The organism is Dactylosporangium sp. NPDC048998 (genome assembly GCF_043197855.1).
In the GTDB taxonomy this organism is placed as follows: Bacteria; Actinomycetota; Actinomycetes; order Mycobacteriales; family Micromonosporaceae; genus Dactylosporangium.
In genome coordinates this window covers 321,269-345,035 of the sequence record NZ_JBICTV010000004.1, presented here as the reverse complement: position 1 = coordinate 345,035, position 23,767 = coordinate 321,269, and the positions used below count along the sequence as shown (strand labels likewise).

Annotated in this window: 25 protein-coding genes; 13 read left to right on the top strand and 12 right to left on the bottom strand. The window is 72.4% G+C overall.

Annotated elements, in window-relative coordinates:
- Nucleotides 1-38 precede the first annotated feature (38 nt).
- Nucleotides 39-527, top strand: a complete 489-nt coding sequence (locus ACGFI8_RS12415) for an Lrp/AsnC family transcriptional regulator (protein ID WP_392803577.1) — start codon at nucleotides 39-41, stop codon at nucleotides 525-527.
- Nucleotides 528-531: 4 nt separating this feature from the next.
- Nucleotides 532-2,424, top strand: a complete 1,893-nt coding sequence (locus tag ACGFI8_RS12410; protein ID WP_392803575.1) for a beta-propeller domain-containing protein — start codon at nucleotides 532-534, stop codon at nucleotides 2,422-2,424.
- On the opposite strand, the gene ACGFI8_RS12405 is transcribed toward ACGFI8_RS12410, so the two are convergent.
- The 3 genes from ACGFI8_RS12405 to ACGFI8_RS12395 are packed head-to-tail and all read right to left on the bottom strand — an operon-like array spanning nucleotide 2,421 to nucleotide 4,444.
- Nucleotides 2,421-3,518, bottom strand: coding sequence for a hypothetical protein (locus ACGFI8_RS12405; protein ID WP_392803573.1), 1,098 nt, complete (start codon nucleotides 3,516-3,518; stop codon nucleotides 2,421-2,423). The genes ACGFI8_RS12410 and ACGFI8_RS12405 overlap by 4 nt on opposite strands.
- Nucleotides 3,519-3,564: 46 nt before the next feature.
- Entirely contained in the window at nucleotides 3,565-3,801 is a 237-nt protein-coding gene (locus tag ACGFI8_RS12400) for a DUF6457 domain-containing protein (protein WP_392803572.1), read from the bottom strand.
- The gene (locus tag ACGFI8_RS12395; RefSeq protein WP_392803570.1) at nucleotides 3,794-4,444 is read right to left on the bottom strand and encodes an NTP transferase domain-containing protein; all 651 of its coding nucleotides are present in this window, start codon (nucleotides 4,442-4,444) and stop codon (nucleotides 3,794-3,796) included. Before ACGFI8_RS12395 ends, ACGFI8_RS12400 begins: the two co-directional genes overlap by 8 nt.
- Before the next feature lie 267 nt (nucleotides 4,445-4,711).
- On the opposite strand from ACGFI8_RS12395, the gene fdhD reads away from it, so the two are divergent.
- Nucleotides 4,712-5,548: a formate dehydrogenase accessory sulfurtransferase FdhD gene (gene fdhD / locus ACGFI8_RS12390; RefSeq protein WP_392803568.1), complete on the top strand. Its 837-nt coding sequence runs from the start codon at nucleotides 4,712-4,714 to the stop codon at nucleotides 5,546-5,548.
- Here fdhD and ACGFI8_RS12385 read toward each other — a convergent pair.
- From ACGFI8_RS12385 to ACGFI8_RS12370, 4 genes are all read right to left on the bottom strand, one after another.
- Nucleotides 5,454-6,725, bottom strand: a complete 1,272-nt coding sequence (locus tag ACGFI8_RS12385) for a DUF4192 domain-containing protein (RefSeq protein ID WP_392803567.1) — start codon at nucleotides 6,723-6,725, stop codon at nucleotides 5,454-5,456. The genes fdhD and ACGFI8_RS12385 overlap by 95 nt on opposite strands.
- Nucleotides 6,726-6,836: 111 nt before the next feature.
- Nucleotides 6,837-7,370: a GNAT family N-acetyltransferase gene (locus tag ACGFI8_RS12380; protein WP_392803565.1), complete on the bottom strand. Its 534-nt coding sequence runs from the start codon at nucleotides 7,368-7,370 to the stop codon at nucleotides 6,837-6,839.
- Nucleotides 7,371-7,613: 243 nt separating this feature from the next.
- Nucleotides 7,614-7,814, bottom strand: coding sequence for a DUF397 domain-containing protein (locus tag ACGFI8_RS12375; protein WP_392803563.1), 201 nt, complete (start codon nucleotides 7,812-7,814; stop codon nucleotides 7,614-7,616).
- 30 nt (nucleotides 7,815-7,844) lie between these two features.
- Nucleotides 7,845-8,684: a helix-turn-helix domain-containing protein gene (locus ACGFI8_RS12370; RefSeq protein WP_392803562.1), complete on the bottom strand. Its 840-nt coding sequence runs from the start codon at nucleotides 8,682-8,684 to the stop codon at nucleotides 7,845-7,847.
- Nucleotides 8,685-8,859: 175 nt separating this feature from the next.
- Between ACGFI8_RS12370 and ACGFI8_RS12365 the strand changes: the two genes are divergently transcribed.
- From ACGFI8_RS12365 to ACGFI8_RS12330, 8 genes are all read left to right on the top strand, one after another.
- Nucleotides 8,860-9,117 carry a hypothetical protein gene (locus ACGFI8_RS12365; RefSeq protein ID WP_392803560.1) on the top strand — a complete coding sequence of 86 codons (258 nt, stop codon included), beginning with the start codon at nucleotides 8,860-8,862 and terminating at the stop codon, nucleotides 9,115-9,117.
- Nucleotides 9,118-9,629: 512 nt separating this feature from the next.
- On the top strand, nucleotides 9,630-9,821 hold the full coding sequence (locus tag ACGFI8_RS12360) for a hypothetical protein (protein WP_392803558.1): 192 nt from the start codon (nucleotides 9,630-9,632) through the stop codon (nucleotides 9,819-9,821).
- Between the two features lie 290 nt (nucleotides 9,822-10,111).
- Nucleotides 10,112-11,245 (top strand): pyruvate dehydrogenase (acetyl-transferring) E1 component subunit alpha, encoded by a 1,134-nt coding sequence (gene pdhA, locus ACGFI8_RS12355; RefSeq protein WP_392803557.1) that lies wholly within the window; start codon nucleotides 10,112-10,114, stop codon nucleotides 11,243-11,245.
- Complete coding sequence (locus tag ACGFI8_RS12350) at nucleotides 11,245-12,228, top strand: alpha-ketoacid dehydrogenase subunit beta (RefSeq protein WP_392803555.1); 984 nt, start codon at nucleotides 11,245-11,247, stop codon at nucleotides 12,226-12,228. Before pdhA ends, ACGFI8_RS12350 begins: the two co-directional genes overlap by 1 nt.
- A gap of 11 nt (nucleotides 12,229-12,239) precedes the next feature.
- Nucleotides 12,240-13,637 (top strand): dihydrolipoamide acetyltransferase family protein, encoded by a 1,398-nt coding sequence (locus tag ACGFI8_RS12345; RefSeq protein ID WP_392803553.1) that lies wholly within the window; start codon nucleotides 12,240-12,242, stop codon nucleotides 13,635-13,637.
- 208 nt (nucleotides 13,638-13,845) lie between these two features.
- Nucleotides 13,846-13,980: a hypothetical protein gene (locus tag ACGFI8_RS12340; protein ID WP_392803551.1), complete on the top strand. Its 135-nt coding sequence runs from the start codon at nucleotides 13,846-13,848 to the stop codon at nucleotides 13,978-13,980.
- Nucleotides 13,981-14,181: 201 nt separating this feature from the next.
- A complete protein-coding gene (locus tag ACGFI8_RS12335) occupies nucleotides 14,182-16,008 on the top strand; it encodes a hypothetical protein (RefSeq protein WP_392803549.1) in 1,827 nt (608 codons plus the stop codon).
- A complete protein-coding gene (locus ACGFI8_RS12330; RefSeq protein WP_392803547.1) occupies nucleotides 16,005-17,843 on the top strand; it encodes an NHL domain-containing thioredoxin family protein in 1,839 nt (612 codons plus the stop codon). The genes ACGFI8_RS12335 and ACGFI8_RS12330 overlap by 4 nt, the downstream gene beginning before the upstream one ends.
- 19 nt (nucleotides 17,844-17,862) lie before the next feature.
- Here the strand turns inward: ACGFI8_RS12330 and ACGFI8_RS12325 are convergent, their stop codons facing one another.
- The 3 genes from ACGFI8_RS12325 to ACGFI8_RS12315 are packed head-to-tail and all read right to left on the bottom strand — an operon-like array spanning nucleotide 17,863 to nucleotide 20,031.
- Nucleotides 17,863-18,597, bottom strand: a complete 735-nt coding sequence (locus tag ACGFI8_RS12325; RefSeq protein WP_392803545.1) for a LamB/YcsF family protein — start codon at nucleotides 18,595-18,597, stop codon at nucleotides 17,863-17,865.
- Nucleotides 18,578-19,522 (bottom strand): biotin-dependent carboxyltransferase family protein, encoded by a 945-nt coding sequence (locus ACGFI8_RS12320; RefSeq protein ID WP_392804076.1) that lies wholly within the window; start codon nucleotides 19,520-19,522, stop codon nucleotides 18,578-18,580. Before ACGFI8_RS12320 ends, ACGFI8_RS12325 begins: the two co-directional genes overlap by 20 nt.
- Nucleotides 19,438-20,031 (bottom strand): allophanate hydrolase subunit 1, encoded by a 594-nt coding sequence (locus ACGFI8_RS12315; RefSeq protein WP_392803543.1) that lies wholly within the window; start codon nucleotides 20,029-20,031, stop codon nucleotides 19,438-19,440. Before ACGFI8_RS12315 ends, ACGFI8_RS12320 begins: the two co-directional genes overlap by 85 nt.
- 117 nt (nucleotides 20,032-20,148) lie before the next feature.
- Here ACGFI8_RS12315 and ACGFI8_RS12310 point away from each other — a divergent pair, with 117 nt between their 5' ends.
- A complete protein-coding gene (locus ACGFI8_RS12310; protein ID WP_392804074.1) occupies nucleotides 20,149-20,781 on the top strand; it encodes a hemolysin III family protein in 633 nt (210 codons plus the stop codon).
- An 87-nt stretch (nucleotides 20,782-20,868) separates the two neighbouring features.
- On the opposite strand, the gene ACGFI8_RS12305 is transcribed toward ACGFI8_RS12310, so the two are convergent.
- Nucleotides 20,869-21,138, bottom strand: a complete 270-nt coding sequence (locus tag ACGFI8_RS12305) for a DUF6458 family protein (RefSeq protein ID WP_392803541.1) — start codon at nucleotides 21,136-21,138, stop codon at nucleotides 20,869-20,871.
- An 86-nt stretch (nucleotides 21,139-21,224) separates the two neighbouring features.
- Between ACGFI8_RS12305 and ACGFI8_RS12300 the strand changes: the two genes are divergently transcribed.
- Nucleotides 21,225-21,707 (top strand): SixA phosphatase family protein, encoded by a 483-nt coding sequence (locus tag ACGFI8_RS12300; RefSeq protein ID WP_392803539.1) that lies wholly within the window; start codon nucleotides 21,225-21,227, stop codon nucleotides 21,705-21,707.
- Nucleotides 21,708-21,762: 55 nt separating this feature from the next.
- On the opposite strand, the gene ACGFI8_RS12295 is transcribed toward ACGFI8_RS12300, so the two are convergent.
- Complete coding sequence (locus tag ACGFI8_RS12295) at nucleotides 21,763-23,616, bottom strand: acyl-CoA dehydrogenase (RefSeq protein WP_392803537.1); 1,854 nt, start codon at nucleotides 23,614-23,616, stop codon at nucleotides 21,763-21,765.
- Nucleotides 23,617-23,767: the final 151 nt, after the last annotated feature.

Below are 23,767 nucleotides of genomic sequence, written 5' to 3'. Positions count from 1 at the left end.
CAAAACAGCGAGAAAAGTTGCTTTCAAGGAGGGATTCGTTGCGCCTCGACATCATCGACCAGCGAATCATTGCGCTTCTGCAGGAGGACGCCCGTTCATCGTATGCGGAGATCGGCGAGAAGGTGGCGCTGTCCGCCCCGGCGGTGAAGCGACGCGTCGACCGGCTCCGATCCAGCGGAGTGATCCGCGGCTATACGGCCCTCATCGACCCCGGCGCGGTCGGATGGACCACCGAGGCGTTCGTCGAGCTGTTCTGCACCGGCCGCACCTCGCCGCAGCAGATCCGCGCGGCGGCCAAGCGCCACCCGGCGGTCGTCGGGGCGTACACGATCTCCGGCGAGGCCGACGCGCTCGTCCACCTGCGGGCGATGGACATGGCCGGGCTGGAGGAGGCACTGGAGAAGCTGCGCGCCGAGCCGTTCGTGACCTCCACGCGCAGCATGATCGTACTGTCTCGGCTGGTGGAGACCCTCGCACCGCGAATGGCGACGGAACCGGGAACCGCGGCGGCCCCGCCGCCGTCCTAGTGCCATGAACCGCGCCGCCGTCACGCTGAGCGCCGCCTGCCTGGTCCTGGCCGGCTGTACGCCGGGCCCCGCGACCGCCGAGAAGGCGGGCCCCGCCACCCAACCGGCCGGGCCCGCGCCCGCCCTCCGCCTCGTCGCGTACGACTCCTGCGACGACCTGCTCCGCGGCCTGCGGACGGCGACCCAGGAGGCGGTCACGCCGTGGGGGCTGCCGGGCGGCGTCCGCCTGTTCAGCGGCGGTCCGCTCACGAGGGCCGGCGGGCCGGAGGCCGCGGCGGCGCAGGCCGACACCGCGGGTGCGGCCGAGCGCCAGGCGGGCGCCGACCAGGCGTACTCCGGCACCAACACCCACGAGGCCGGCGTCGACGAGCCGGACATGGTCAAGACCGACGGCAGGCGGATCGTCACCATCACCCGCGGCGGCACGCTCACCGTCGTCGACGCCGCCTCGCGCAAGGTCGCCGGCACGCTGGCACTCTCCGGCACCGAGGAACAGCGCAAGGCGGCGGCGAGCGAGCTGCTGCTGTCCGGCGACCGCGCGCTCGTGCTCGGCTACGACTACTCCGACCCGCGGCTCGCCGGGGCGCTCCTGACCCTGGTCGACCTGGCCGGCGCGCCGAAGGTCGTGGGCAGCTACCGCATCGACGGCACGCTCGTCGATGCCCGGCAGGTCGGCAGCGTCGCCCGGGTCGTGATCCGCTCCAGCCCGCAGTTCGACTTTCCCGACTTCGCCAACATCGTGGATGGCGACGGCGACGAAGACGGCCGGCTGGCCGCCAACCGGTCCGTCGTCGCCGCCGCGCCGATCTCGGCCTGGCTGCCCCGGTGGGCCACGGTGGACGCGTCCGGCAAGCGCACCGAGGGCCGGGTCGACTGCGGCGCGGTGAGCCTGCCGGACACGTACTCGGGCACGTCCATGCTCACGATCGCCACCTTCGACCTGGCCGCGGCCGCGCTCGGCACCGGCGACCCGGTCTCGGTCGCGGCCGACGGCGGCTTCGTCTACGCCAACGGCCCCAGCCTGTACATCGCCAACGACGAGCGCTGGCGTACGGTCTCGCCGATGATGGCCGTGCGGGCCGGCGGCACCCCGGTGGCGCAGCGCACCCAGCTGTTCAAGTTCGCGATCGGGGGCGCCGCGCGGCCGCGGTACGTCGCCGCCGGCGAGGTGCCCGGCTGGCTGCTCAACCAGTACTCACTGTCGGAGTGGGACGGCCGCCTGCGGGTGGCGACGACCGGCAACGACGCATCGACCGTCTACGTGCTGGAGCAGCGCGGGGGCGCGCTCGCCGAGGCGGGCCGGGTCGGCGGGCTAGGCAAGGGCGAGCGCATCTACTCCGTACGCTTCATCGGCACCGCGGGCTACGTGGTCACATTCCGCCAGACCGACCCGCTCTACACGCTCGATCTCTCCGACCCGGCCCGGCCCCGCGCCGTCGGCGAACTGAAGATCACCGGCTACTCGGCGTATCTGCATCCGGCGGGCGGCGGCCGGCTCATCGGCGTCGGGCAGGAGGCCAACGAGAAGGGCCGCGTGCAGGGCCTGCAGGTGTCGCTCTTCGACGTGCACGACATGGCCGCCCCCGCCCGCCTGGCGCAGTTCCAGGTCCCGGGCGCGTCGTCACCCGCCGAGTTCGACCCGCACGCGTTCCTCTACTGGCCGGCGTCGGGCCTGCTCGTCGTGCCGACGTATGCCGGCGGGGGGCCGAAGGCCCTGGTCCTGACCGTGGCCGACCGGTCGCTCGCACAGGCGGGCGCCATCACCCATCCGGTTCAGCAGTCCGGGATCCAGCGCTCGCTCGTCATCGGCGGCACCCTGTGGACCCTGTCCGACCAGGGCCTGCAGGCGAACGACCTGGCGACGCTCGCCCAGCAGGCGTGGATCGCGTTCTCCTAGAGGTACATCCCGGTGCGCTCGCTGTCGCCGCTGATGGCCTGCTTCGGCTTGTCGCCCTCGCCGAAGAACCGCTTGCCGCCGAACTCGCCGTGCAGCCGGTCGTCGAGCTCGTCGGCCAGCCCGGTCATCACCTGCACCGCGAGCATGAGGTGTGTGGCCTGGAAGTCGCGCCCGAACACCGGGACGCTGGCCCAGACGGTGTCGTTGGTGCAGTACAGCCGGCCGATCGGCATCCGGTTGGTCAGCTCGGACAGCTTCACGTAAAGCCGCTCGGTCGGCTCGACCTCGGTGAGGATCGGCGAGAACACGTCGACCAGCGGCGGGTTGTCGCGCACGCGGACGAACACCATCGCCGAGCCGGACCGGATGCCGATGTCCCCGTCGGGGTCGATCGGCAGCTCCTCGGGCGTGGTCTTCATCAGCCGGGCGACGACGGTGGTGACCTTGTCGTACAGCGGGAGGTCCTCGGTCTCCGCCGCGATCTCGGCGAGGGCGCTGCCCGCCCCCGGCCGGACCACGTCGACGACCCCGTCCCCGTCGGCATCGACCAGCGACGCGAGCGACCGCGCGACCCCGAGCGACGGCACCGGGGCGACCCGCCCCTCGCCGTCGTGCGCCAGGTAAGTGAGGAACGCCGGGTGCGGCGCACCGTAGATGTCCCGCAGCGTGCGGGTGATCAGGCGGCTCAGCTGCGCCGAGTCGCTCTTGCCGACCCGCAGCCCGAACGACTCCCCCGACCCGGCCACGACCCCCGGCGGCGACCAGCCGAGCGCCACGATCTCCGCGATGACGGTGCGGTCGAGCCGATACGCGGCGGGCAGGTCCGCGTTGCTCACCGCGGTCGCCGCGAGCTGGTCGCCGTCCTCGCCGGTCACCTGGATCGAGTACACCGCATCGCCGGTGCCCGAGGCCGTGGGGTCCAGGGTCAGGTCGAGCGTGGTGCCGGCCGACAGGTCGCGCAGCCCGTCCACCAGGTGCCGCGCGAAGTCCCGCCACGCCTCGGCGACCTTCTCCTTGAGGTTGCCGCCCGCGGGGTCCTCGTCGTCGAACAGCGCGTTCTCAAACGACGCGGCGTCGTCCCGCTCACCAGCCATGATCGCCTCCCTATCCCCCGCCCTCACCCTATCCAGAGGCGATCGCTCACTCGGAACGGGTGGCCAACCGGCTCAGCTCCTCCCGCATACGCTGCAGGTCCGCCCCACGCCCCACGGCCACCCCCAGCAGGAACGCCGTCAGCGGCGCCCCCGGCCGGGCAACGTTGTGCGCCACGTCCCGGGCGAGGTCGAGCACCTCCGCCCGAGCCGCCGCGTCGGGCGCCTCGACCCCGAGCACGCTTGCGGCCTCGACCAACCACCGCTCCAGCACGTCGTCACTCACCCGCACTCATCCTTCGCAGATCCTCCTCGGTATCGCAGTCGAAGTAGGGCGGCCGCGGCCGCTCCCACAGCACTTCGCGCACATCGAGCCCCGCGAAGAGCGCGCGCAGCGAGGCCCCCTCCACGACGCCGTGCCGGGCGATCGCCTCCGCCAGGGCCGGGGTCCGCCAGACCCCGCACAGCAGCTGCCGCCGCCCCTCCCCGTCGAGGAACATCGCCCCGTCGACGCCGCCCTCGTCCACGGCCCGCACCAGCACCTCGAGGCTCTCGCCCGTGAGCAGCGGCAGATCCGCCGCGAGCAGGGCCACCAACCGGGGGGCGGCCCGATCGCGCCGAGGTGGCACGGGGCGCGCCAGGACGCCGAGCTCCGCGAGTCCGGCAGCGGCCGCGGCGACGGGCCCGCCCCCGGCCGGCTCCTCCCGCACGACTCGGACGTCACCGGGCAGCCCCTCCCGCCCCGGCCCCACGACGACCCGGGGCGCCGCGCCCACCTCGGTCACCGCGGCCAGCACGCGGTGGAGCATCGGCACCCCGCCGACGGCCACCATCGGCTTGTCCCGGCCACCGAGCCGCCGCGCCCGCCCACCCGCGAGAATCACCGCCGCGAGCCGCGCGGGCGCCGGATCCAGGTGGCCGTCGCGCATAGGCAGAACCTACCGTCGAGCGAGAACCGAAACACGCTCCGGCAGAAGGGCGGCACCATGGGCCGCGTCACGCAACGCCGCACCATCGTCCGCGTCACCATCGCCCCGGCCACCCCGCCCCTCGCTACGCCAGCACCGCACACCGAACAAGCCACAACGCCCGACAAAACGGACGCAACACCCGGCCAAGCGCAGTCCGAAGCGCACGGCGCAACGTCAGCCGGGCAGGCCGGGACGACGCAGGCGGGGCACGGTGGGACGCACGCGGTGGTTGTGGAGGCGCGGATCGGGCCCGACTCGCTCGCTGCCGAGGAGCCGCTCGAGATCCGCGTCGGGGGTCCGCTCGCGGTCACCATGCGCACGCCCGGGGACGACCTTGACCTGGCCATCGGCTTTCTGCTCACCGAGGGTGTCATCCGGCGGACCTCGGACGTGCTCACGGCCAAGCTGTGCTCCGGCGACGAGGAGCCCAACTCGTACAACGTTGTGGACGTCAGGCTCGACCCCAGCGTGCCGGCGCCGGACGCCGGGCCGGCGGCCCGGAACTTCTACACCACCTCCTCCTGCGGGGTCTGCGGCAAGGCGAGCATCGAGGCGGTGCGCACCCGGTCGGCGTTCGACGTCGCCGCCGACCCGGTCACCGTGGCGCCCGCCGTGCTCGCCGCGCTGCCCGACGCCCTGCGCCGCAGGCAGCGCGCGTTTGAGACGACCGGCGGGCTCCACGCGGCGGGCCTGTTCACCGCGGGCGGCGAGCTGGTTTGCCTGCGCGAGGACGTGGGCCGGCACAACGCGGTCGACAAGGTCGTCGGCTGGGCGGTGCGCCAGGAGCGCCTCCCCCTCGCCGGCCACGTGCTGATGGTGAGCGGCCGGGCCAGCTTCGAGCTCTGCCAGAAAGCGTGGATGGCCGGCATCCCGGTGCTCGCCGCCGTCTCGGCGCCGAGCACGCTCGCCGTCGACCTGGCGACCGAGGCCGGCCTCACCCTGGTCGGCTTCCTGCGCGGCCCGACGTTCAACGTCTACTCCGGCGCGCATCGCGTGCAGGGCGTCCCGGCTGCCCCGCCCGCCCGGCTCCTCCCGGCGGCCCGCCCCGCTCCGGCCCGTTGAGCCGCTCCGAGGCGTTTCCCGGCCCGCAGTCCCCGGCCGGTCCCGATCCCGGACCGGCGTCCGGGCCCGGCGCCTGACGGCGGTCGGGAGCGGCGCGGCGCGGGCGGGTCGGCAGGGTGCCGCGGCCCGGGCGGGTCGCGGCGCGGCGCGGCCTCCCCGGCGGGCGGCGCCGGCGGCGAGCCCCCGAGATGGCCGGCACCTGGGCCGGGGACAGGCCGCGGCCCAGGATCTCCGCCATCAGGCCGGCGGCGGAGTAGTCCGGGTCGGCGTCCAGCGCCCGGTCGAGCGCGATCGACGCGTGCAGGCCGTTGCCGTCGCGCCAGCTCAGGTAGGACAACAGCGTCGCCGCCGGCGCCACCGAGCACGGCTCGCAGCGGCGCACCAGGTCGGTCCACAGCAGGCGGTGGTGCTCCGCGCCGGCGCCCCCGCGGCGCACGTCCCGGTCGAGGCGCTCCCAGGCGCGGTCGCGGAAGGCGACCACGTGCAGCAGGACCTGCAGCCACGCCACCTCGTCGTCGGTCAGCCGGCGGCCCGCGGCGTAGCGGGCGAGCGCCGCTTCGAGCGCGGCCCGGCCCGCGGCCACCACGACCGCACGGACCGCGGCGGCGTCGCGGCCGGTGACCAGGCGCAGGATGCGCAGGTTGGCGCGGTTGCCCGCCTCCTCCATGGCCGCGAGCGCCGGGCCGGTCGGACCCGCGAACCGGGCCGCCATCGCATCGCGGTCGGGCAGCGCGACGAGCCCGGCGAGCGTGGCCTCGGCGGCGACGATCGACGTCTCGGGGTCGAACGGGCGACCCTCCGGCGGGCAGCAGCCCGGCGCGTCGCACAGCAGCGACCAGTAGCGGCCGTCGTGCGTGCGCAGCATGTCGAGGATGGCGATGCCGCGGCCGGCCAGCGCGGCGCCGACCGCTCGCAGGAACGGCTCCGCCCGGCCGGGTGGCCCGTATCCGATCAGCAGGGCGCCTTCGATGCCGTTTCGGCGGAAGAGGCGGGCGTAGTGCTCGGCCAGGACAGCGCCCGCGTCGCCGTCGTCGGGCAGGTCGCCGCGCAGCTGCAGGTGCAGCCCCGAGCCGCGCAGGCCGAGGGCGACAAGGCTGTCTGAGGGGTGGAAGCCCATGAGATAGGGCATGGCCGAGAGGAGTTCGGCGGGGCCGCGCAGGCGCATTGGGGAAGCCATGCACATGAGCCTGGCGCCGATCCGGCCGCGGGTGAACGACGGTTTTCGGCTGTGGATAACCTCGAAAATCCATCCACAGCCCTGGCGGGAACAGCGGCGAGCTGCTAACCGTCAGTACCGGAACCGAAGATCATGCAGGTCGATACCGTCCTGCCAGACCGAACCCTTACGCCTGAGATCGATCGCCAGGGTCACCCGGGACAGCGCGTCATACCCCGCCGCATGCAAGCACCGGATCGCGTCCCGGTTGCGCGCCGCCGGCGAGATGCTCAACTGCCCGAGTCCCCGCCGCCGGGCCTGATCGGCCACGTGCGACAGCAGCGCCCGCCCGATCCCCTCGCCGCGCCGCGCCGACGCGACGACCAGCGGCTCCACCTGCCCGCCGCGCCCGTCCAGCAGCAACCCCACCATGCCCACCACGAGGTGGGCGGCGTCCACGGCCACCCACATCCCGGACAGGTCGAGCCGCGTGAGGTACTCCTCGAACGCCGCCCCCGAGTCGTCGTTCGACGTCGCCCCGTAGAGCCCGGCGTCCGCCGCGGTCATCTCCGCCCACAGTTGGCGGCACTCCCGATGGTCGGTCGGGCGGTACGCCCGGATCGTGAGCGCCGACGCCTCGGTGGCCTGCGACACCTGAGAGGTCATAACCCATAGTTACCCCGTCGGCCCCCACCACGACACCCACATCGCAGGATTGCTACCGGGCCCGATTCGCAACTTTTTGCTGGATCGCGCACTGAAGAGCATGAAGTTTCGGCCACACCCAACCGGGCGTTAACATGAAAAACGGCTCGCAGCTACGACGAAGGGACGGCCGGTCGGGGCCGTCCCTTCGCTGTTAGCCATGCGGTTCAGCATCACTCCGAGCCGACGGGCCGGAGATCCCGGTTACGGAAGGCGGAACTCGCCGTCCTCGTCGACCGCGGCGAGGAAGGTGTCCCATTCCGCGCGGGTGAAACGCACCAGACCCGCGTCCGGGGCGTTGGAGTTGCGGACCTCGACGACGCCGTCGACGAACCGCGCCTCGACGCACTGTCCGTTGTTACCGCTCCGGGTGGGCTTGTGCCACCGCTCGTTCAGCGCAGCCATCTGCGCACTCCTTCGGGGTCAGGGCCGGGCTCAGTGCGCAGAATCCTCGATCATTTTGATCGACTCCAACGGGCTGAGCGCGGCAGCTCGCAGATTCTCGAACACGTCGTGATACCGCTGGACGTCGTCGGCTTCCGGGTAGATGTCGCCGGCCATGGCCTCGGCATATACGACGCTTGGTGCATCTTGGAACCTGAGGATCGCGAAGGATCCAGCCATGCCGGCATATGCCCCTCCGGAGAAGGGCAGGATCTGGACCGTCACGTTCCTCGCCCGGCCCATGTCGGCCAGGTGCTTGAGCTGCGACCGCATGACGTCGGGTCCGCCGATGCTGCGCCGGATGACGCTTTCGTCGAGGACCGCGATGAGCTGCAATGGCTGGCTGGGGCGGGTGAGCAGGTTCTGCCGCTCGCGGCGCGCCTTGACGTGCGCCTCCACGGCGTCCTCGGACTCCCCGGGCGAGGCGGCGAGCAGCGCCCGCGTGTACTCCTCGGTCTGGAGCATGCCGGGCACCACGAGCGCCTCGTAGTCGCGCATCTCGATGGCGTTGTACTCCAGCCCGATGTATCGGGAGTAGCTCGCCGGAAGGTCGCCGTAGCGGGCGAACCAGCCGCGCGTCTTTCCTTCTTTCGCCAGGATGACCAATGTGTCGATCAGTTCCTGATCATGGACCTCGTAAATCTCGAGGAGGCGCTCCAGCGTGCTGCGCCGGATCCCGACCTTCCCGCCTTCCATCCTGCTGATGGTGCTGGGGGAGCAATCCAGTTGCAGCCCGACGTCCTCAGTGGTGAGCCGCACGCGCTCGCGCAACTCGCGCAGTTGCTTACCCAACTGGAATCTAGGGAACGTGGGGCTGTGGGCGCTGGACACCGCTCACCTCCATTACTCAGGACGAGTGTGTCCGTTACCGGGTTGGTGCGCAAGCGTCCCCAGCGTCTGAGCGAAAGGCTTGCTCTACTCAACTTCACCGCGGCGTATTGCCGCCCGAAACCTGCACGTGCATTCTGGACGCGTCAGATCGCTCCCGGTCGGAGGGAGATCAGTGGTGTTCGAGGACGACACGCTCCTGCTCGAAGGCGCACCACGACTCTTCGGCATTGTCGCCGATCCACTCGACGACGACCACCCGCAGGTCGTCGCATGGGGCCACGAACTGCCCGATCAGGCCGTCCTCACCTGGCGCCTCGGCAACGGCAAGACCGAGGTGGCCGTGTTCCGATCGGCCGAGGCGGCACTCGCCACGGCGCAGCAGCTCTACAACGCCCGCCTGCTCTGGACCGCACCCGCGGCACAGGGCTTCTGAGGGGCATCAATGGCCATCATCTACGACCACGCGGTCACGGACGCGCGGCGCCGCGTCGAACGGCACCGGCCCGTTCGCGGCCGGCACGTCACGGCCTGCGCGGCGGGGTGCGCGCAGTGGCCCTGCAAGCCGTTCTCGACCGCATGGGCGGTCGTCACGCACAACTCCAACACGCGAGCCGGACGGTAGCCCCGAAGCGCCGGATCGGCCGACCGGAAATGACCGATCGACCGACCGCGATGGATACCGTATCTCCGAGGCAACGGGCCTTCGCCAGGCGACCGCGGACGACTCTTCCGTGCCCCGCAGCCCGCTGTCCCAGCCCGGCCAGGCCCGATCCTGCATCGGCGTCCCCGGTGGCGACATCTCCACGACCGCCGGCGGCGAGGACTGTGCGCGACGGGGCGGCCCACTCACGGTACCGCCGCCGGATCCACCGCCCGTCCCGCCGGAAAGCCGGGGAGTCACCCGCGGGCGGACCGGGCTGCGGATCGGCGACGACGGGCGACCGGATGGACGACGCGCTGTCCAGCGTCGCGCTGCCGGCCGCCACGACGATCATCGTCGGCAGCGAGGTCAGCAGCACCAGCAGCGCGGAGATCAGCAGGGGCCGCCGGTTGGGCGAGAACGGCCGATGGTTGCGCACGTCCGATGACAACGGGGCTCCAGACAAAAGAGAAGGCATCCGGACTAACGCGACGTAACCGCAAGAAGATCTGCCCGACTTAGGGGATTTTTCGGGATTAGCGCCTCGATGAGTCGGGACTCCATGGTGTCGATCGACGCGCCTTCTGCGATGCTGGACACACACCGGCAACGGGGCCGTAGCCTCCGCATACCCTGCGAGGCAGAGCCCGGGGCCGGCTCCCGGGCATGATCACGGTCATGCCCAACCGCGACGCGCCGACCCCACCGGGTCGCCGCGTGGCAGCCACCCCCGCTGCGCGGCAGGGTCACCCCCGCTGCCGACGCGAGAGACAACAGGGAGATACGGATGGCGAAGGGCGAAGTGAAGGCCCGGACGCACACGAAACGGGCCACGCCTGAACCCGCGTTCGTGCAGCTGCTCACCCCAGAGGGCGATCGTGTCGAACACCCCGACTACACGGTCGACTTCACCGACGAGGAGTACCGCTCGCTCTACCACGACCTCGTCGTGGTCCGGAAGCTCGATGCCGAGGCGACCGCCCTGCAGCGCCAGGGCGAGCTGGGCATCTGGGCCAGCCTGCTCGGCCAGGAGGCGGCCCAGGTGGGCTCGGGCCGGGCGCTGCGAGCGCAGGACATGGCATTCCCGACATACCGCGAACACGGCGTCCTCTACTGCCGCGGCATCGACCCGATCATGCCGCTGAGCCTCTTCCGCGGGGTCGACCAGGGCGCCTGGGACCCCAACGAGTTCAAGTTCAACATGTACACGATCGTCATCGGCGCGCAGACGCTGCACGCGACCGGCTATGCGATGGGCGTGGTCAAGGACGGCAAGGTCGGCTCCGACGACGGCGAGGCCGTGATCGCGTACTTCGGCGACGGCGCCACCAGCCAGGGCGACGTCAACGAGGCGTTCATCTGGGCGTCGGTGTTCAACGCGCCGCTGGTGTTCTTCTGCCAGAACAACCAGTACGCGATCTCCGAGCCCCTGGAGCGCCAGACCCGCGTGCCGCTCTACCACCGGGCCAGCGGCTTCGGCTTCCCCGGCCTGCGCGTCGACGGCAACGACGTGCTCGCCTGCTACGCGGTCACGCGCAAGGCGCTCGACGACGCCCGGCACGGCCAGGGCCCGTCGCTCATCGAGGCGTACACCTACCGCATGGGCGCGCACACCACCTCCGACGACCCGACCCGCTACCGCATCGCCAGCGAGGTCGAGGCCTGGCAGGCCAAGGACCCGATCAAGCGGCTCCGCGCGTTCCTGACCAAGCAGGGCATGGCGACGGACGACTACTTCGACGCCATCGACGAGGAGGCCCGCGTGGCCGCCGTGAGCCTGCGCGAGCGGGTGCTCGACATGCCCAACCCCGATCCCATGACGCTGTTCGACCACGTGTACCCGCACGGCTCCCCCGAGCTCGCGGAGCAGAAGGAACAGTTCGCCAAGTACCTTGCTTCGTTCGAGGGGAGTGGTCACTGATGGCCGCCGCGGAGAACCTGACCCTCGGCAAGGCGCTCAACACCGGCCTGCGCCGGGCGATGGAGCGCGACCCGAAGGTGCTCATCATGGGCGAGGACGTCGGCAAGCTCGGCGGCGTCTTCCGCATCACCGACGGACTGCAGAAGGACTTCGGCGACGATCGGGTCATCGACACCCCGCTGGCCGAGTCCGGCATCGTCGGCACCGCGGTCGGCCTCGCCATCCGCGGATACCGGCCGGTCTGCGAGATCCAGTTCGACGGCTTCGTGTACCCCGCGTACGACCAGATCGTGTCGCAGGTGGCGAAGCTGCACTATCGCTCGCAGGGCAAGGTCAGCCTGCCGATCGTCATCCGGATCCCATTCGGCGGCGGCATCGGCGCCGTCGAGCACCACTCCGAGTCGCCGGAGGCCTACTTCGCACACACGGCCGGCCTCAAGGTCGTCTCGTGCGCCAACCCCGACGACGCGTACTGGATGATCCAGCAGTCGATCGAGTCCGACGACCCGATCATCTTCCTGGAGCCCAAGCGCCGCTACTGGGAGAAGGGCCCGGTCAACGTCGACAGCGCGAGCCTGCCGCTGCACGCCTCCCGCGTCGCCCGGCCCGGCACCGACGTCACCGTGCTCGCCTACGGCCCGATGGTGCGCACCGCGCTCGACGCGGCCACCGCCGCCGCGGAGGACGGCCGCTCGCTGGAGGTCATCGACCTGCGCACGCTGTCGCCGCTGGACATGCGCCCGGTGTACGACTCGGTGCGCCGCACCGGCCGCGCGGTCGTCGTCCACGAGGCGCCCGGCAACGTGGGCCTCGGCGCCGAGGTCGCGGCCCGGATCACCGAGGAGTGCTTCTACTCCCTCGAGGCCCCGGTCCTGCGCGTCACCGGCTTCGACACGCCCTACCCGGCCGCCCGCATCGAGGAGGAGTACCTCCCCGACCTCGACCGGGTGCTCGACGCCGTCGACCGCTCGTTCGGGTTCTAGGGGGCGCACGGATGACCAGGGTCAAGGAGTTCAACCTGCCCGACCTGGGCGAGGGTCTCACCGAGGGCGAGATCCTCAAGTGGCTGGTCGGCGAGGGCGACACGATCGCGCTCAACCAGCCGATCGTCGAGGTGGAGACCGCGAAGGCCGCGGTCGAGATCCCGGCGAAGTGGGCCGGCAAGGTCACCAAGATCTTCCACCCCGAGGGCACCACGGTCGAGGTCGGCCAGCCGATCATCGCGATCGACACCGACCCGGGCGCGGGCGACCTGCCCGCCCCGTCCGCCGCGTCGCTCGCCGCCGTCGAGGTGGCCGGCGACGCGCCGGTCGAGCCCGGCCTGATCGGTGGTCCCGCCCCGGGCGGCCGCACCGCCGTCCTGGTGGGTTACGGCCCCAGGACGACCGTGGCCAAGCGCCGCCCGCGGGCCGAATCGGCGTCCGCGCCGGTTCAGCAGCCCCCGGCCGTACGGCGTGAGCCGGCCGCACCGGCGCCCGCACCCGCCCCGGAGCCGCGCCCGGCACCGGCCCCGGCGGCGGCGCCGCGCAGCGGGGCCGTCCTGGCCAAGCCGCCGGTGCGCAAGCTGGCCCGGGACCTCGGCATCGACCTGGTCGGCATCGAGGGCACCGGCCCCGGCGGCTCGATCACCCGCGACGACGTGCTGGGCGCGAAGTCGGCCCCGCCCGCCGCCGCGGCGGTGCGCGTCCCCGGCGAGCGCGAGGAGCGCATCCCGGTCAAGGGCGTGCGCAAGCTGACCGCCGAGAACATGGTGGCCAGCGCGTTCACCGCGCCGCACGTGACCGAGTTCCTCACGGTCGACGTCACCCGGTCGATGAAGGCGCTGGAGCGGCTCAAGGGCATGCGCGAGTGGCGGGACGTGCGCGTCTCCCCGCTGCTCATGGTGGCCAAGGCCGTGCTGCTGGCGCTGCGCCGGCACCCGATGGTCAACTCGACGTGGGCGGGCGACGAGATCGTCGTCAAGCACTACGTCAACCTCGGCATCGCCGCCGCCACCCAGCGCGGCCTGATCGTGCCGAACATCAAGGACGCCCAGGAGCTGACCACCCGGGAACTGGCCGACGCCATGACCGCGCTCGTCGGGACGGCCCGGGAGGGCAAGACTCCTCCCGCGGACATGGCCGGCGGCACGTTCACGATCACCAGCGTCGGCATGTTCGGCGTGGACTCCGGGACCCCGATCCTGCCCCCGGGCGAGTCGGCGATCCTGGTCTTCGGCGCCGTACGCGAACAGCCCTGGGTCCACAAGGGCAAGATCAAGGTTCGCCAGGTGACGACGCTGGGCCTGTCCTTCGACCACCGCATCATCGACGGCGAGCTGGGATCCAAGTTCCTGCGCGACGTCGCCGCGTTCCTGGAGGACCCGGAGGGCGCCCTGCTGGCCTGGGGCTGAGCAGGCCAATTCGCCCCCAGTGGCCCCGTGCTCCGGCACGGGGCCACTGTCATATGGCCGACGAACAGGGCGTTTGAGCCGCTCATCAGCCTACGAATCGTCGGCCGGTGTGCCGGATCACCTCATATTCGCTGGATTTGGATCTTCCTGCGGGCGTGTAATGGATGCGAACCAGACACCTCCTTACACCGACCCGCAGGAGCCGACCGTGAACACCTTCCTCGAGCGCTACAAGGCCCGCCGCAACGCCGCCCGCCGCCTGGCCGCCATCGAGCGCGCGATCGCCAAGAGCCCGTCCAGCGCCCTCCGCAACGAACTCCACGCCATGATCAGCCGCGGCTAGTCGTGGGTGTCACCCGAAAGACTTCTTCCGAACCGCCCCGGTCCGCTCCCTCCCCGGACCGGGGCGGTTTTCTATGCGTTGCCCGACCCTGGTTTGCTTGCTCCAACCGACGAACCTCGGTACCGGCTCTGCCATGGCCGTCCCCGGTCGACTACGGTCGCAAGGGTCTGACCAGAAGGGTCTGACCAACAGGAGGCGCGCATGACGTCCGACCAGCAGCACCCGTCCGAGCAGCCGGACGAGAGTGCGGCGAGCACGCCGCCGGTCGGCAGGGCGCCGGCCGTCCGCGCGAAGGCGTCGGTCCCCGTCCCGTCCTCACCCGCCCCGGCCCAGCCCCAGCCCGCGACGCCGGAGGCCGGCGCCGACGACCCGTCCACCCGCCCCGGCCCGTTCCCACCGGCCGGCCCGCTGCCGCCCCGCGTGCCGCAGATGCCCCCGAGCGCACCCACCTCGGGCGCGGGCGCGTCGGGCAAGGCCTCCGTGCCCGGCCAGTACGGCCAGGCGCCGCCCCCGGGCCCGGTCGGCAGTTTCCCCGGCTTCACCCCGGCGGCCCCCGCCGCCCCGCCACCGCCCGCCCCGGAGCCGAGCCCCTGGGGCGCCCCGCCCGCCCCGGAGCCCAGCCCCTGGGGCGCCCCGCCCGCGCCGCCCCAGGCCGCACCGTCCTCGGGCGCCGGCGCACCCGGCGCACCGGCCTCGGGCACCGCGCGCGTCCCGATCGGCAGCGCCCGAGTGCCGACCGGCAGCGCCCAGGTCCCGCCCCCCTCCGGCAGCGCCTCGGTCCCCACCGGCTCCGCCCAGGTCCCGAGCGGCAGCGCCCAGATCCCGACGGGCTCCGCCCAGGTCCCCTCCGGCAGCGCCCAGGTCCCGTCGTCCTCCGGTAGCGCCTCGGTTCCGACCGGGTCCGCGCAGGTGCCCGGCCCGGCCGCGCCCGGCGTGCCCACTTCGCCGATCCTCGGCCAGGTCCCGCCGGAGTCCGGCCAGCCGCCCCGCACGTACCAGGCCCGCGCCCAGGTCTCCGTCCCCGGCTCCCCCACCTCGGCCCCGCCCGCCGGCGCGTACCCGTCGTCCGCGCCGCCCGCATCCGGCTCGGCCGGCGTCTACCCGTCGTCGGCCCCGCCCGCATCCGGCTCCGCGGGGGTCTATCCCTCCTCCGCGCCACCCGCGTCCGGCTCGGCCGGGGTCTACCCGTCCTCCGCGCCGCCCGCATCCGGATCCGCCGGCGTCTACCCCTCTTCCACGCCGCCCGCGTCCGGCTCCGCGGGGGTCTACCCGTCCTCCGCGCCGCCCGCGTCCGGGTCGGCCGGGGTCTACCCGTCCTCCGCGCCACCCGCGTCCGGCTCCGCGGGGGTCTACCCGTCCTCCGCGCCTCCGTCGAGCGCGCCGCCGTTCGGCGCGCCGCCCGCCGCCGGGTCGGCGTCCGTCAGCGAGGCCGGCACCGGGATGTACCAGGCGTCCCCGCCGCCGGGCGCGTATCCGGGCTCGGTGCCGCCGGCAACCGGGGCCTACCAGGCCTTCGCGCCGCCTACGACCGCGGCGTCCTACCAGACCTCGGGGCCACCTACGACCGCCTCGGCGTACCAGACCTCGGCGCCGCCCGCGACCGGGGTTTACCAGGCATCGGCACCGAAGTACAGCGACCTGGTCACGATGCCGGTCGAGAACCCGCCGGACGCGCCGCTCGGCGGGGAGGCTCCGCCGCCGACGCCCGAGCCGCCCGCCAAGAGCCGGCGCGGGCTGCTCGTCGGGCTCGCCGTCGTGGTCGCGATATTCCTGATCGCCGTCGCGGGCACGGTTATGGTCGTCAAGCTCAGCAACGCCGGCGGCACCAGCTTCGCGGTCAACTCGTGCGTCAAGCAGGACGGCGAGTCGGCCAAGGGCGCCGACTGCGCCGACAAGGACGCGTTCCGGATCGTCTCGAAGGTCGAAAAGCCGGAGAGCTGCTCGGACGCGAGCCAGCCGTACATCGTGCTGCAGCACAAGGGGCAGAAGGAGCAGGTCCTCTGCCTCCGTCCGGCGAGCCAGAAGTGACCGCCGACTCGCCGCTGCTCAAGGCCCGCGTCCGCGCCCCCGAACTGCGCGGGCGCGGCTGGCTCAACACAAATGGGGAAAATCTCCATTTGTCCGACCTGCGCGGCAAGATCGTCCTGCTGGACTTCTGGACCTTCTGCTGCATCAACTGCCTCCACGTGCTGGACGAGCTGCGGCCGCTGGAGCAGCGCTACGCCGACGTGCTGGTGACGATCGGCGTGCACAGCCCCAAGTTCGAGCACGAGAAGGACGCCGGCGCGCTCGCCGCCGCGGTCGAGCGGTACGGGGTCGACCACCCGGTGCTGGACGACCCTGAGCTCGGGATGTGGCAGCAGTACGCCGCGAAGGCCTGGCCCACCCTCACGGTCATCGACCCCGAGGGGTACGTCGTGGCGAACATGGCCGGCGAGGGCCACGCCGAGGGGCTCGCCCGGCTCGTCGAGGAGCTGATCCGGGTCCACGAGGCCCGCGGGACGCTCCGGCGGGGCGATTCGCCTCATGCGGTACAAAATCCGGATCTGACGCTCCTGAGGTTTCCCGGCAAGGCCCTCGCGCTGCCCGACGGGCATTTCCTGGTCGCCGACTCCACGCATCAGTCGCTGGCCGAGCTCGACGCCGACAACGAGACGCTCGTGCGCCGCATCGGCACCGGCCGGCGCGGCCGCAAGGACGGCACCGAGCCCGAGTTCTCCGAGCCCGGCGGCCTGTGCCTGCTGCCGCCGCACGTCGCCGAGGTCGCCGGGTATGACGTCGTGGTCGCCGACACCGTCAACCACCTGCTGCGCGGCCTGAAGCTCGCCACCGGCGAGGTCACCACCGTCGCCGGCAGCGGCCGGCAGTGGCGCGGCACCGTCGACTTCGACGCGCACGACTCGCTGGCCGTGGACCTCTCCTCGCCGTGGGACGTGGCCTGGTACGACGACCGCGTGGTCGTCGCCATGGCCGGCGTCCACCAGCTGTGGTGGTTCGACCCGGTGAAGCGCACGGCCGGCATGTACGCGGGCACGACCGTCGAGGCGCTCAAGGACGGCCCGCTGCACGAGGTCTGGATGGCCCAGCCGTCCGGCCTGTCCGCCTCGCCCGACGGCCGGCGGCTGTGGATCGCCGACAGCGAGTCCTCGGCGGTGCGCTGGATCGAGGACGGCGAGATGCACACCGCCGCGGGCCAGGGCCTGTTCGACTTCGGGCACGTGGACGGCCCCGCCGACCAGGCGCTGCTGCAGCACCCGCTGGGCGTGCTGGCGCTGGCCGACGGCAGCGTGCTCGTCGCCGACACCTACAACGGGGCGGTGCGCCGCATCGCTGGCGGCCAAGTCTCGACCGTCGTCGATGGCCTGCGCGAGCCGAGCGACGTGGTGCTGACCGCGCAGGGCGACATCGTCGTGGTCGAGTCGGGCGCGCACCGCCTGGTCCGGCTGGGCGCCGGCACCCTGCAGGCGGCCGGGATCGACGTCACCGGCGTGCGGCACCGCACCGAGCGCCCGGCGACGATGCTCGCCCCGGGCGAGGTCGAGCTGGACCTGATCTTCGAGCCCGCGCCGGGCCAGAAGCTCGACGAGTCGTTCGGCCCGTCGACCCGCCTCGAGGTGTCGGCCTCGCCGCCGGAGCTGCTCCTGGAGGGCGCGGGCGTGAGCACGGACCTGCGCCGCCGCCTGGTGCTCTCGGCAGCTGTGGCCGAGGGTGTGCTCCAGGTGGTCGCCCAGGCCGCGACCTGCGACATCGACGCGGAGTTTCCGGCCTGCCACCTGACCCGCCAGGACTGGGGCGTGCCGATCCGCGTCACCGGCGACGGCGCGAGCCGGCTGCCCCTGATCCTGCGCGGCATGGACGCCTGAACAGACGCCTGAGCGGACCCTAGACGAACGGGGCGAGCGCCACGCCGGCCTCGGCCAGCGCGGCGCGCACCGCGAGCGCCATCTCGACCGCGCCCGGGGTGTCGCCGTGCACGCACAGCGACTCGACGGGCATCGGGATGAGCGACCCGTCGACCGCCTCGACCACGCCGTCGACGACCATGCGCACGGCCCGGGCGCTCACCGCGGCGACGTCGGTCACGAGCGCGCCCGGCGACGTGCGCGGGACGAGCCGGCCGTCGCGCTGGTAGGCGCGGTCGGCGAACCCCTCGGCCACGACCCGCAGCCCGCGCTCCGCGGCGTGCCGCGCCAGGACCGAGCCGGGCTGGCACAGCACGGGCAGGCCGCCGGCCTGCTCGGCGGCCGCGACGACCGCGGAAGCGTGGCCCGAGTCGACCGCCGCGGCGTTGTAGAGCGCGCCGTGCGGCTTGACGTAGGCGACCGGCCCGAACGCCGACAGCGCGCCGATCTGGTACAGCAGTTCATCGGCGAGTTCGTCCGGCGGCACCTCGATGCGCCGCCGGCCGAAGCCGACGAGGTCGTGATAGCTCACCTGCGCGCCGACGCGCACGCCGCGCCCGGCCGCGCCCGCGCTGACCCGCCGCATCGTGGACGGGTCACCGGCGTGGAAGCCGCAGGCCACGTTCGCGCTGGTCACGATCGTCAGGAGGGTCTCGTCGTCGCCGAGGCGCCACACGCCCAGGCCCTCGCCGAGGTCACTGTTGAGGTCTACCACGAAATCGAACGGTATCGCCCGGGCGCGCCTGTGCCAGCAGCGGCAGATCGGCGGCATCGACGACCGCGACCACCGGGTATCCGCCGGTGGTCGGATGGTCGGCGAGGAAGACCAGCGGCTGGCCGTCCGCCGGGACCTGCACCGCGCCGAGCACGATGCCCTCGCTCGGCAGTTCCCCGGCGTCCGCGCGGGTCAGGGCCGGACCGGACAGCCGGGCCCCGACCCGGTTGCTCTCGCTCCGGATTCGGTACTCCGTGGAGCCCAGCACCTCGACGTCGGTGAACCGGTCGGCTCGGGGCCCCCACGTGATCCCCAGGACGATCGGCCCGCCGAGCGCGGCCCGGGGGACCACGTCCACGGCGGCCGGTTCGCCGGCGGCGGGGCCGAGCGGCAGCCGGTCGCCGGGGCGGACCACGGGCGGGCCGAGCAGCGACAGCGTGTCGGTGGAGCGGCTGGACAGCACCGGCGCCGGGGCGAGCCCGCCGTCCGCGGCAAGGTACGCCCGCAGGCCCAACACCGCCCGCCCGACCTCGATCCGGTCTCCGGCCCGCACCGGCACCGGCGCGTTCAGCGGCGCCGGCCGCCCGCCCACGCGCAGCGGCGCGGCCGCCCCGGTGAGCGCGACGGTGCCGGCCCGGCACGCGACCGCCGCGAACGGCCCGAGCGTGATCTCCAGCCCGGCCGCGTCCGGCGGGTTGCCGACCAGGCGGTTGCCGAGCAGCAGCGCGGGCCGGTCGAGGGCGCCCGAGCGCGGGACGCCGAGGTGCGCGTACCCGGGCCGGCCGAGGTCCTGCACGGTGGTGAGCGGCCCGGCGACCTCGACCAGCAGGTGCGCGGCGCTCACGCGGCCCGGAACCGGACGGCGCGGCCGGGCGTCAGCAGCGCGGGCGGCCGCCGGTCCACGTCGAACAGCTCGGCGTCGCAGTGCCCGACGATGCGCCAGCCGCCCGGCGACGGGGTCGGGTAGATGCCGGCGAACCCGGCGGCCAGGGCGACCGATCCGGCCGGCACGCGGGTACGCGGGGTGTCCAGCCGCGGCACGTTCCACCGCAGCCCGCCGAGGTAGGCGAAGCCGGGCGCGAAGCCGCAGAACGCGACGGTCAGGTCGGTGCCGGTCAGCTCCTCGATCACGGCCTCGACCGTGGTCCCGGCGTGCTCGGCGACGAACGGCAGGTCGACGCCGTCGAAGCGGACGTCGACGAGGGCGGGGGGTTGATGCGCTGCCGAGGCCGGATCGATCGTCCAGTCGCGCAGCCGGCTCGCCAGCCCGGCGGGGTCGGCCACCCCGTCGAGCAGGACCGTGCGGGCGCCGGGCACGATGTCCATGACCGCCAACCGGCCGGCGGCCCGCTCCGCGTCCAGCGCGGCGAACCAGTCCAGCGGGGTGTCCACCTCGATGAGGAGCGCGTCGGCGCCGACAGGGCGAAGCTGCACTCCGTCACGATAGACGCCCGTATGATACTTACGAGTAACCTACGGTACCGTAACCTGGAGGGCGTGACCGTGAAGACCGAAACCCGCCTGCGCCCGGTCGACCTCGGCAAACCGCGGATGCGCGGCTGGCTGCACGCATACGCGGCCGGTGTCGCCGTCGTGTGCGGGATCGTGCTGTGCTCGCTCGCGGCCGCCCGCCCGGGTTGGGCGCCGTTCGTCAGCTGCGCTGTCTACAGCCTCACCGTGGTCGCCCTGTTCGGCACCAGCGCCCTGTACCACCGCCGCGTGTGGTCGGAGCGCGGCTACACGATCATGCGCCGGCTCGACCACTCGATGATTTTCGTCTTCATCGCCGGCACGTACACCCCGTTCAGCGTCCTGCTCCTGTCCGGAAACACCCGCGTGGCGATCCTGGCCACGGTCTGGAGCGGCGCCGTGCTGGGCGTGACCATGAAGCTGCTCGCGACGGCGATGAGCAAGCGCCGGTGGCTCTCCGCGCCGTTGTACATCGCGCTGGGCTGGGTCGCGGTGGCCGTACTGCCGGACATCCTGCACACGGGCGGCGTGACGGCGCTGGTGCTGACTCTGGCGGGCGGCGCGTTCTACACGGTGGGGGCGGTCTTCTACGCGCTGCGCCGCCCCAACCCGTGGCCGACGGTCTTCGGCCACCACGAGTTCTTCCACGCGTGCACACTGGTCGCCGCGATCTGCCACCACATCGCGATCTATTTCGCCCTGTACGCCCGCTGACGAAAATCCGGACGCCTTCGGCATCCGGATTTTTCGGACTTATCACGATTTAACAAGTCGTCTGGTGGCTGGGCGTCATTGCCCGGTTCAGTAGCGGCGCGTGCGGCGCTCGATGACCTCGTCCGCGGACGGCGGGATCGCGGTGCCGTCGACCGGCGGCGGGGGCGGCGCGGCGGTCACGACCGTGCGTCGGCGCGAGTTCCAGAAGTACAAGGTCAGGACTAGGCCGACAAACCCGGCAATCTGGAGGATCCAGCCGATCGTGTCGAGGTTGAACGGCCCGACATCCGTGTCCTTCAGCCCGAACGTCAGGACCGCGCCGACGACGATCAGAAGAATGCTTCCGCCGATACCCATCGAAGGCCTCCCGAGGCTGTCTGTGGGTTGCTGTCTGTTCGTGGGTACCCACGCGCGTCATTCTTCAATCGGGCAGGCTTGTTCCCATGACCGTGCGCACGCTCATCCTGCTCCGGCACGCCAAGGCGGCGAACCCGGACGACTACGCCACCGACATCGAGCGTCCCCTCACCGCGCGCGGGCACCGCGACGCCGCCGCGGCCGGGCACTGGCTGCGCAAGGCCGGCCTGGCGCCCGACGCCGTGCTGTGCTCGACCGCGGTACGCACCCGGCAGACCCTCGACGAGCTGCGCCTGGCCGGCGAGGTCCCGGTGACGTACGAGCACCGCATCTACGTCGGCCCGTCGGACGACACGCTCGACCTGATCCGGCACGTGGACGTGACGGTCGCAATCCTGCTGCTCGTCGGCCACAATCCCACTATTTCCGATTTATCCGACATGCTGGCGCCGCGCGCGCTCACCGACGGCGGGCTGGCCACCTCGGGCATCGCGGTGCACCGCTTCAAGGGTTCCTGGCGCGATCTGGAGTCCGCCGGGCTCACCGACGAGCACACGGCCCGCGGCTGACAGCGCGAAAAGGGGGGAGGGCGCCATTGCCCTCCCCCTTGGTCAGCGGTACGACCTAGAAGGCCGTCTCGTCCAGCTGCATCGCGTCGAGCGTGGTGGACTCGATCACGCGGCGGTCGGCGCCGATGCGCGGCAGCACCTCGTGCGCGAAGAACTTCGCCGCCGCGACCTTGCCCTCGTAGAAGGCCTTGTCCGCGGGCGACACGTCGCCGGCGAGGGCCTTGAGCGCCACCTCGGCCTGCCGCTGCAGCAGCCAGCCGACCAAGACGTCGCCGAGGCCGAGCAGGAACCGCCGCGAGTTGAGGCCGACCTTGTACAGCGCCTGCGGGTCGCCGGACTGCGCCTCGCCGAGCCAGCCGGTGAAGATGCCCAGGATCTGCTGTACCTCCGCGAGGGCCTTGCCCAGCGCGACCCGCTCGACCTTCAGCTGCCCGTTGCCGCCCTCGGCCTCCAGGAACTGCTGGATCTCGCCGGCGACGGTGAGCAGCGCCTTGCCCTGGTCCTTCACGATCTTGCGGAAGACGAGGTCGAGGCTCTGGATCGCGGTCGTGCCCTCGTACAGCGTGTCGATCTTCGAGTCGCGCACGTACTGCTCGAGCGGGTAGTCCTGCAGGAAGCCCGAGCCGCCGAAGGTCTGCAGCGACTCGTGGCCGAGCAGCTCGTACGCCCGCTCCGAGCCGACACCCTTGACCAGCGGGAGCAGCAGGTCGTTGACCCGCTTGGCGATCTTCGCGGCCTTCTCGGCGCCCGACGCCTCGGCCAGCGCCACCTTGTCCTGCCAGGTCGCCGTGTAGCAGACCAGGGCGCGCAGGCCCTCGGCATACGACTTCTGGATCAGCAGCGACCGGCGCACGTCCGGGTGGTTGATGATCGCGACCCGGGGGGCGGCCTTGTCGTTGCTGGTCAGGTCGGCGCCCTGGACGCGACTCTTGGCGTAGTCGAGCGCGTTGAGGTAGCCGGTCGACAGCGTCGCGATGGCCTTGGTGCCGACCATCATCCGGGCGTACTCGATGATGAGGAACATCTGCCGGATGCCCTCGTGCACATCGCCGAGCAGCCAGCCCTTTGCCGGCACGCCGTGCCCGCCGAAGGTGATCTCGCACGTGGTGGAGACCTTGAGGCCCATCTTGTGCTCGACGTTGGTCACGAACGCGCCATTGCGGTCCTTGAGCTCGCCGGTCTCGGCGTCGAAGTGGAACTTCGGCACCACGAAGAGCGAAAGGCCCTTGGTGCCGGGGCCGCCGGCACCGGGCGTGTCGACCGGCCGCGCCAGGACGTAGTGGACGATGTTCTCGGCCAGGTCGTGCTCGCCGCTGGTGATGAAGCGCTTGACGCCCTCGATGTGCCAGGAGCCGTCGGGCTGCGGGATCGCCCTGGTGCGGCCCGCGCCGACGTCCGAGCCCGCGTCCGGCTCGGTCAGCACCATCGTGGAGCCCCACTGCCTGTCGACGAAGAGCTTGGCCCACCGCTTCTGCTCCTCGGTGCCCTCGATCCGCAGCGTGTTGGCGAAGGAGGGGCCGGAGGCGTACATCCAGATGGGCGCGTTGGACCCGAGCACCAGCTCGGCGATGGACCACCACAGCGCGCGCGGCGCCGCGGTCCCGTCGAGCTCGGCCGGCAGGTCCAGCCGCCAGAACTCGGCGTCCATGAACGCCCGGTAGGACTTGCGGAACGACTCGGGCATCCGCACCGAGTGCGTGGCCGGGTCGAAGACGGGCGGGTTGCGGTCGCCGTCGGTGTAGCTGGCCGCGAGGTCCTCGCGCGCCATGCGGTCGACCTCGCCGAGGATGCTGCGGGCGGTGTCCACGTCGATGTCGCCGTAGGGGCCCTGACCCAGGACCTGGTCGACACCGAAGACCTCGAAGAGATTGAACTCGAGGTCCCGCAGGTTGCTCTTGTAATGGGTCATCGCGGAGTGGCCCCCGTCTCTGGGTCGCAGCTGTTCGATCGCGCCGTGTCGAGCATGGCCGACCGAGGTTACCAGTCGGTAACAGCCATCTTATTACTGACTGGTAACGTCGGACAACCCACACCGGCGAGTGAAGCGGGCCACATTCGCT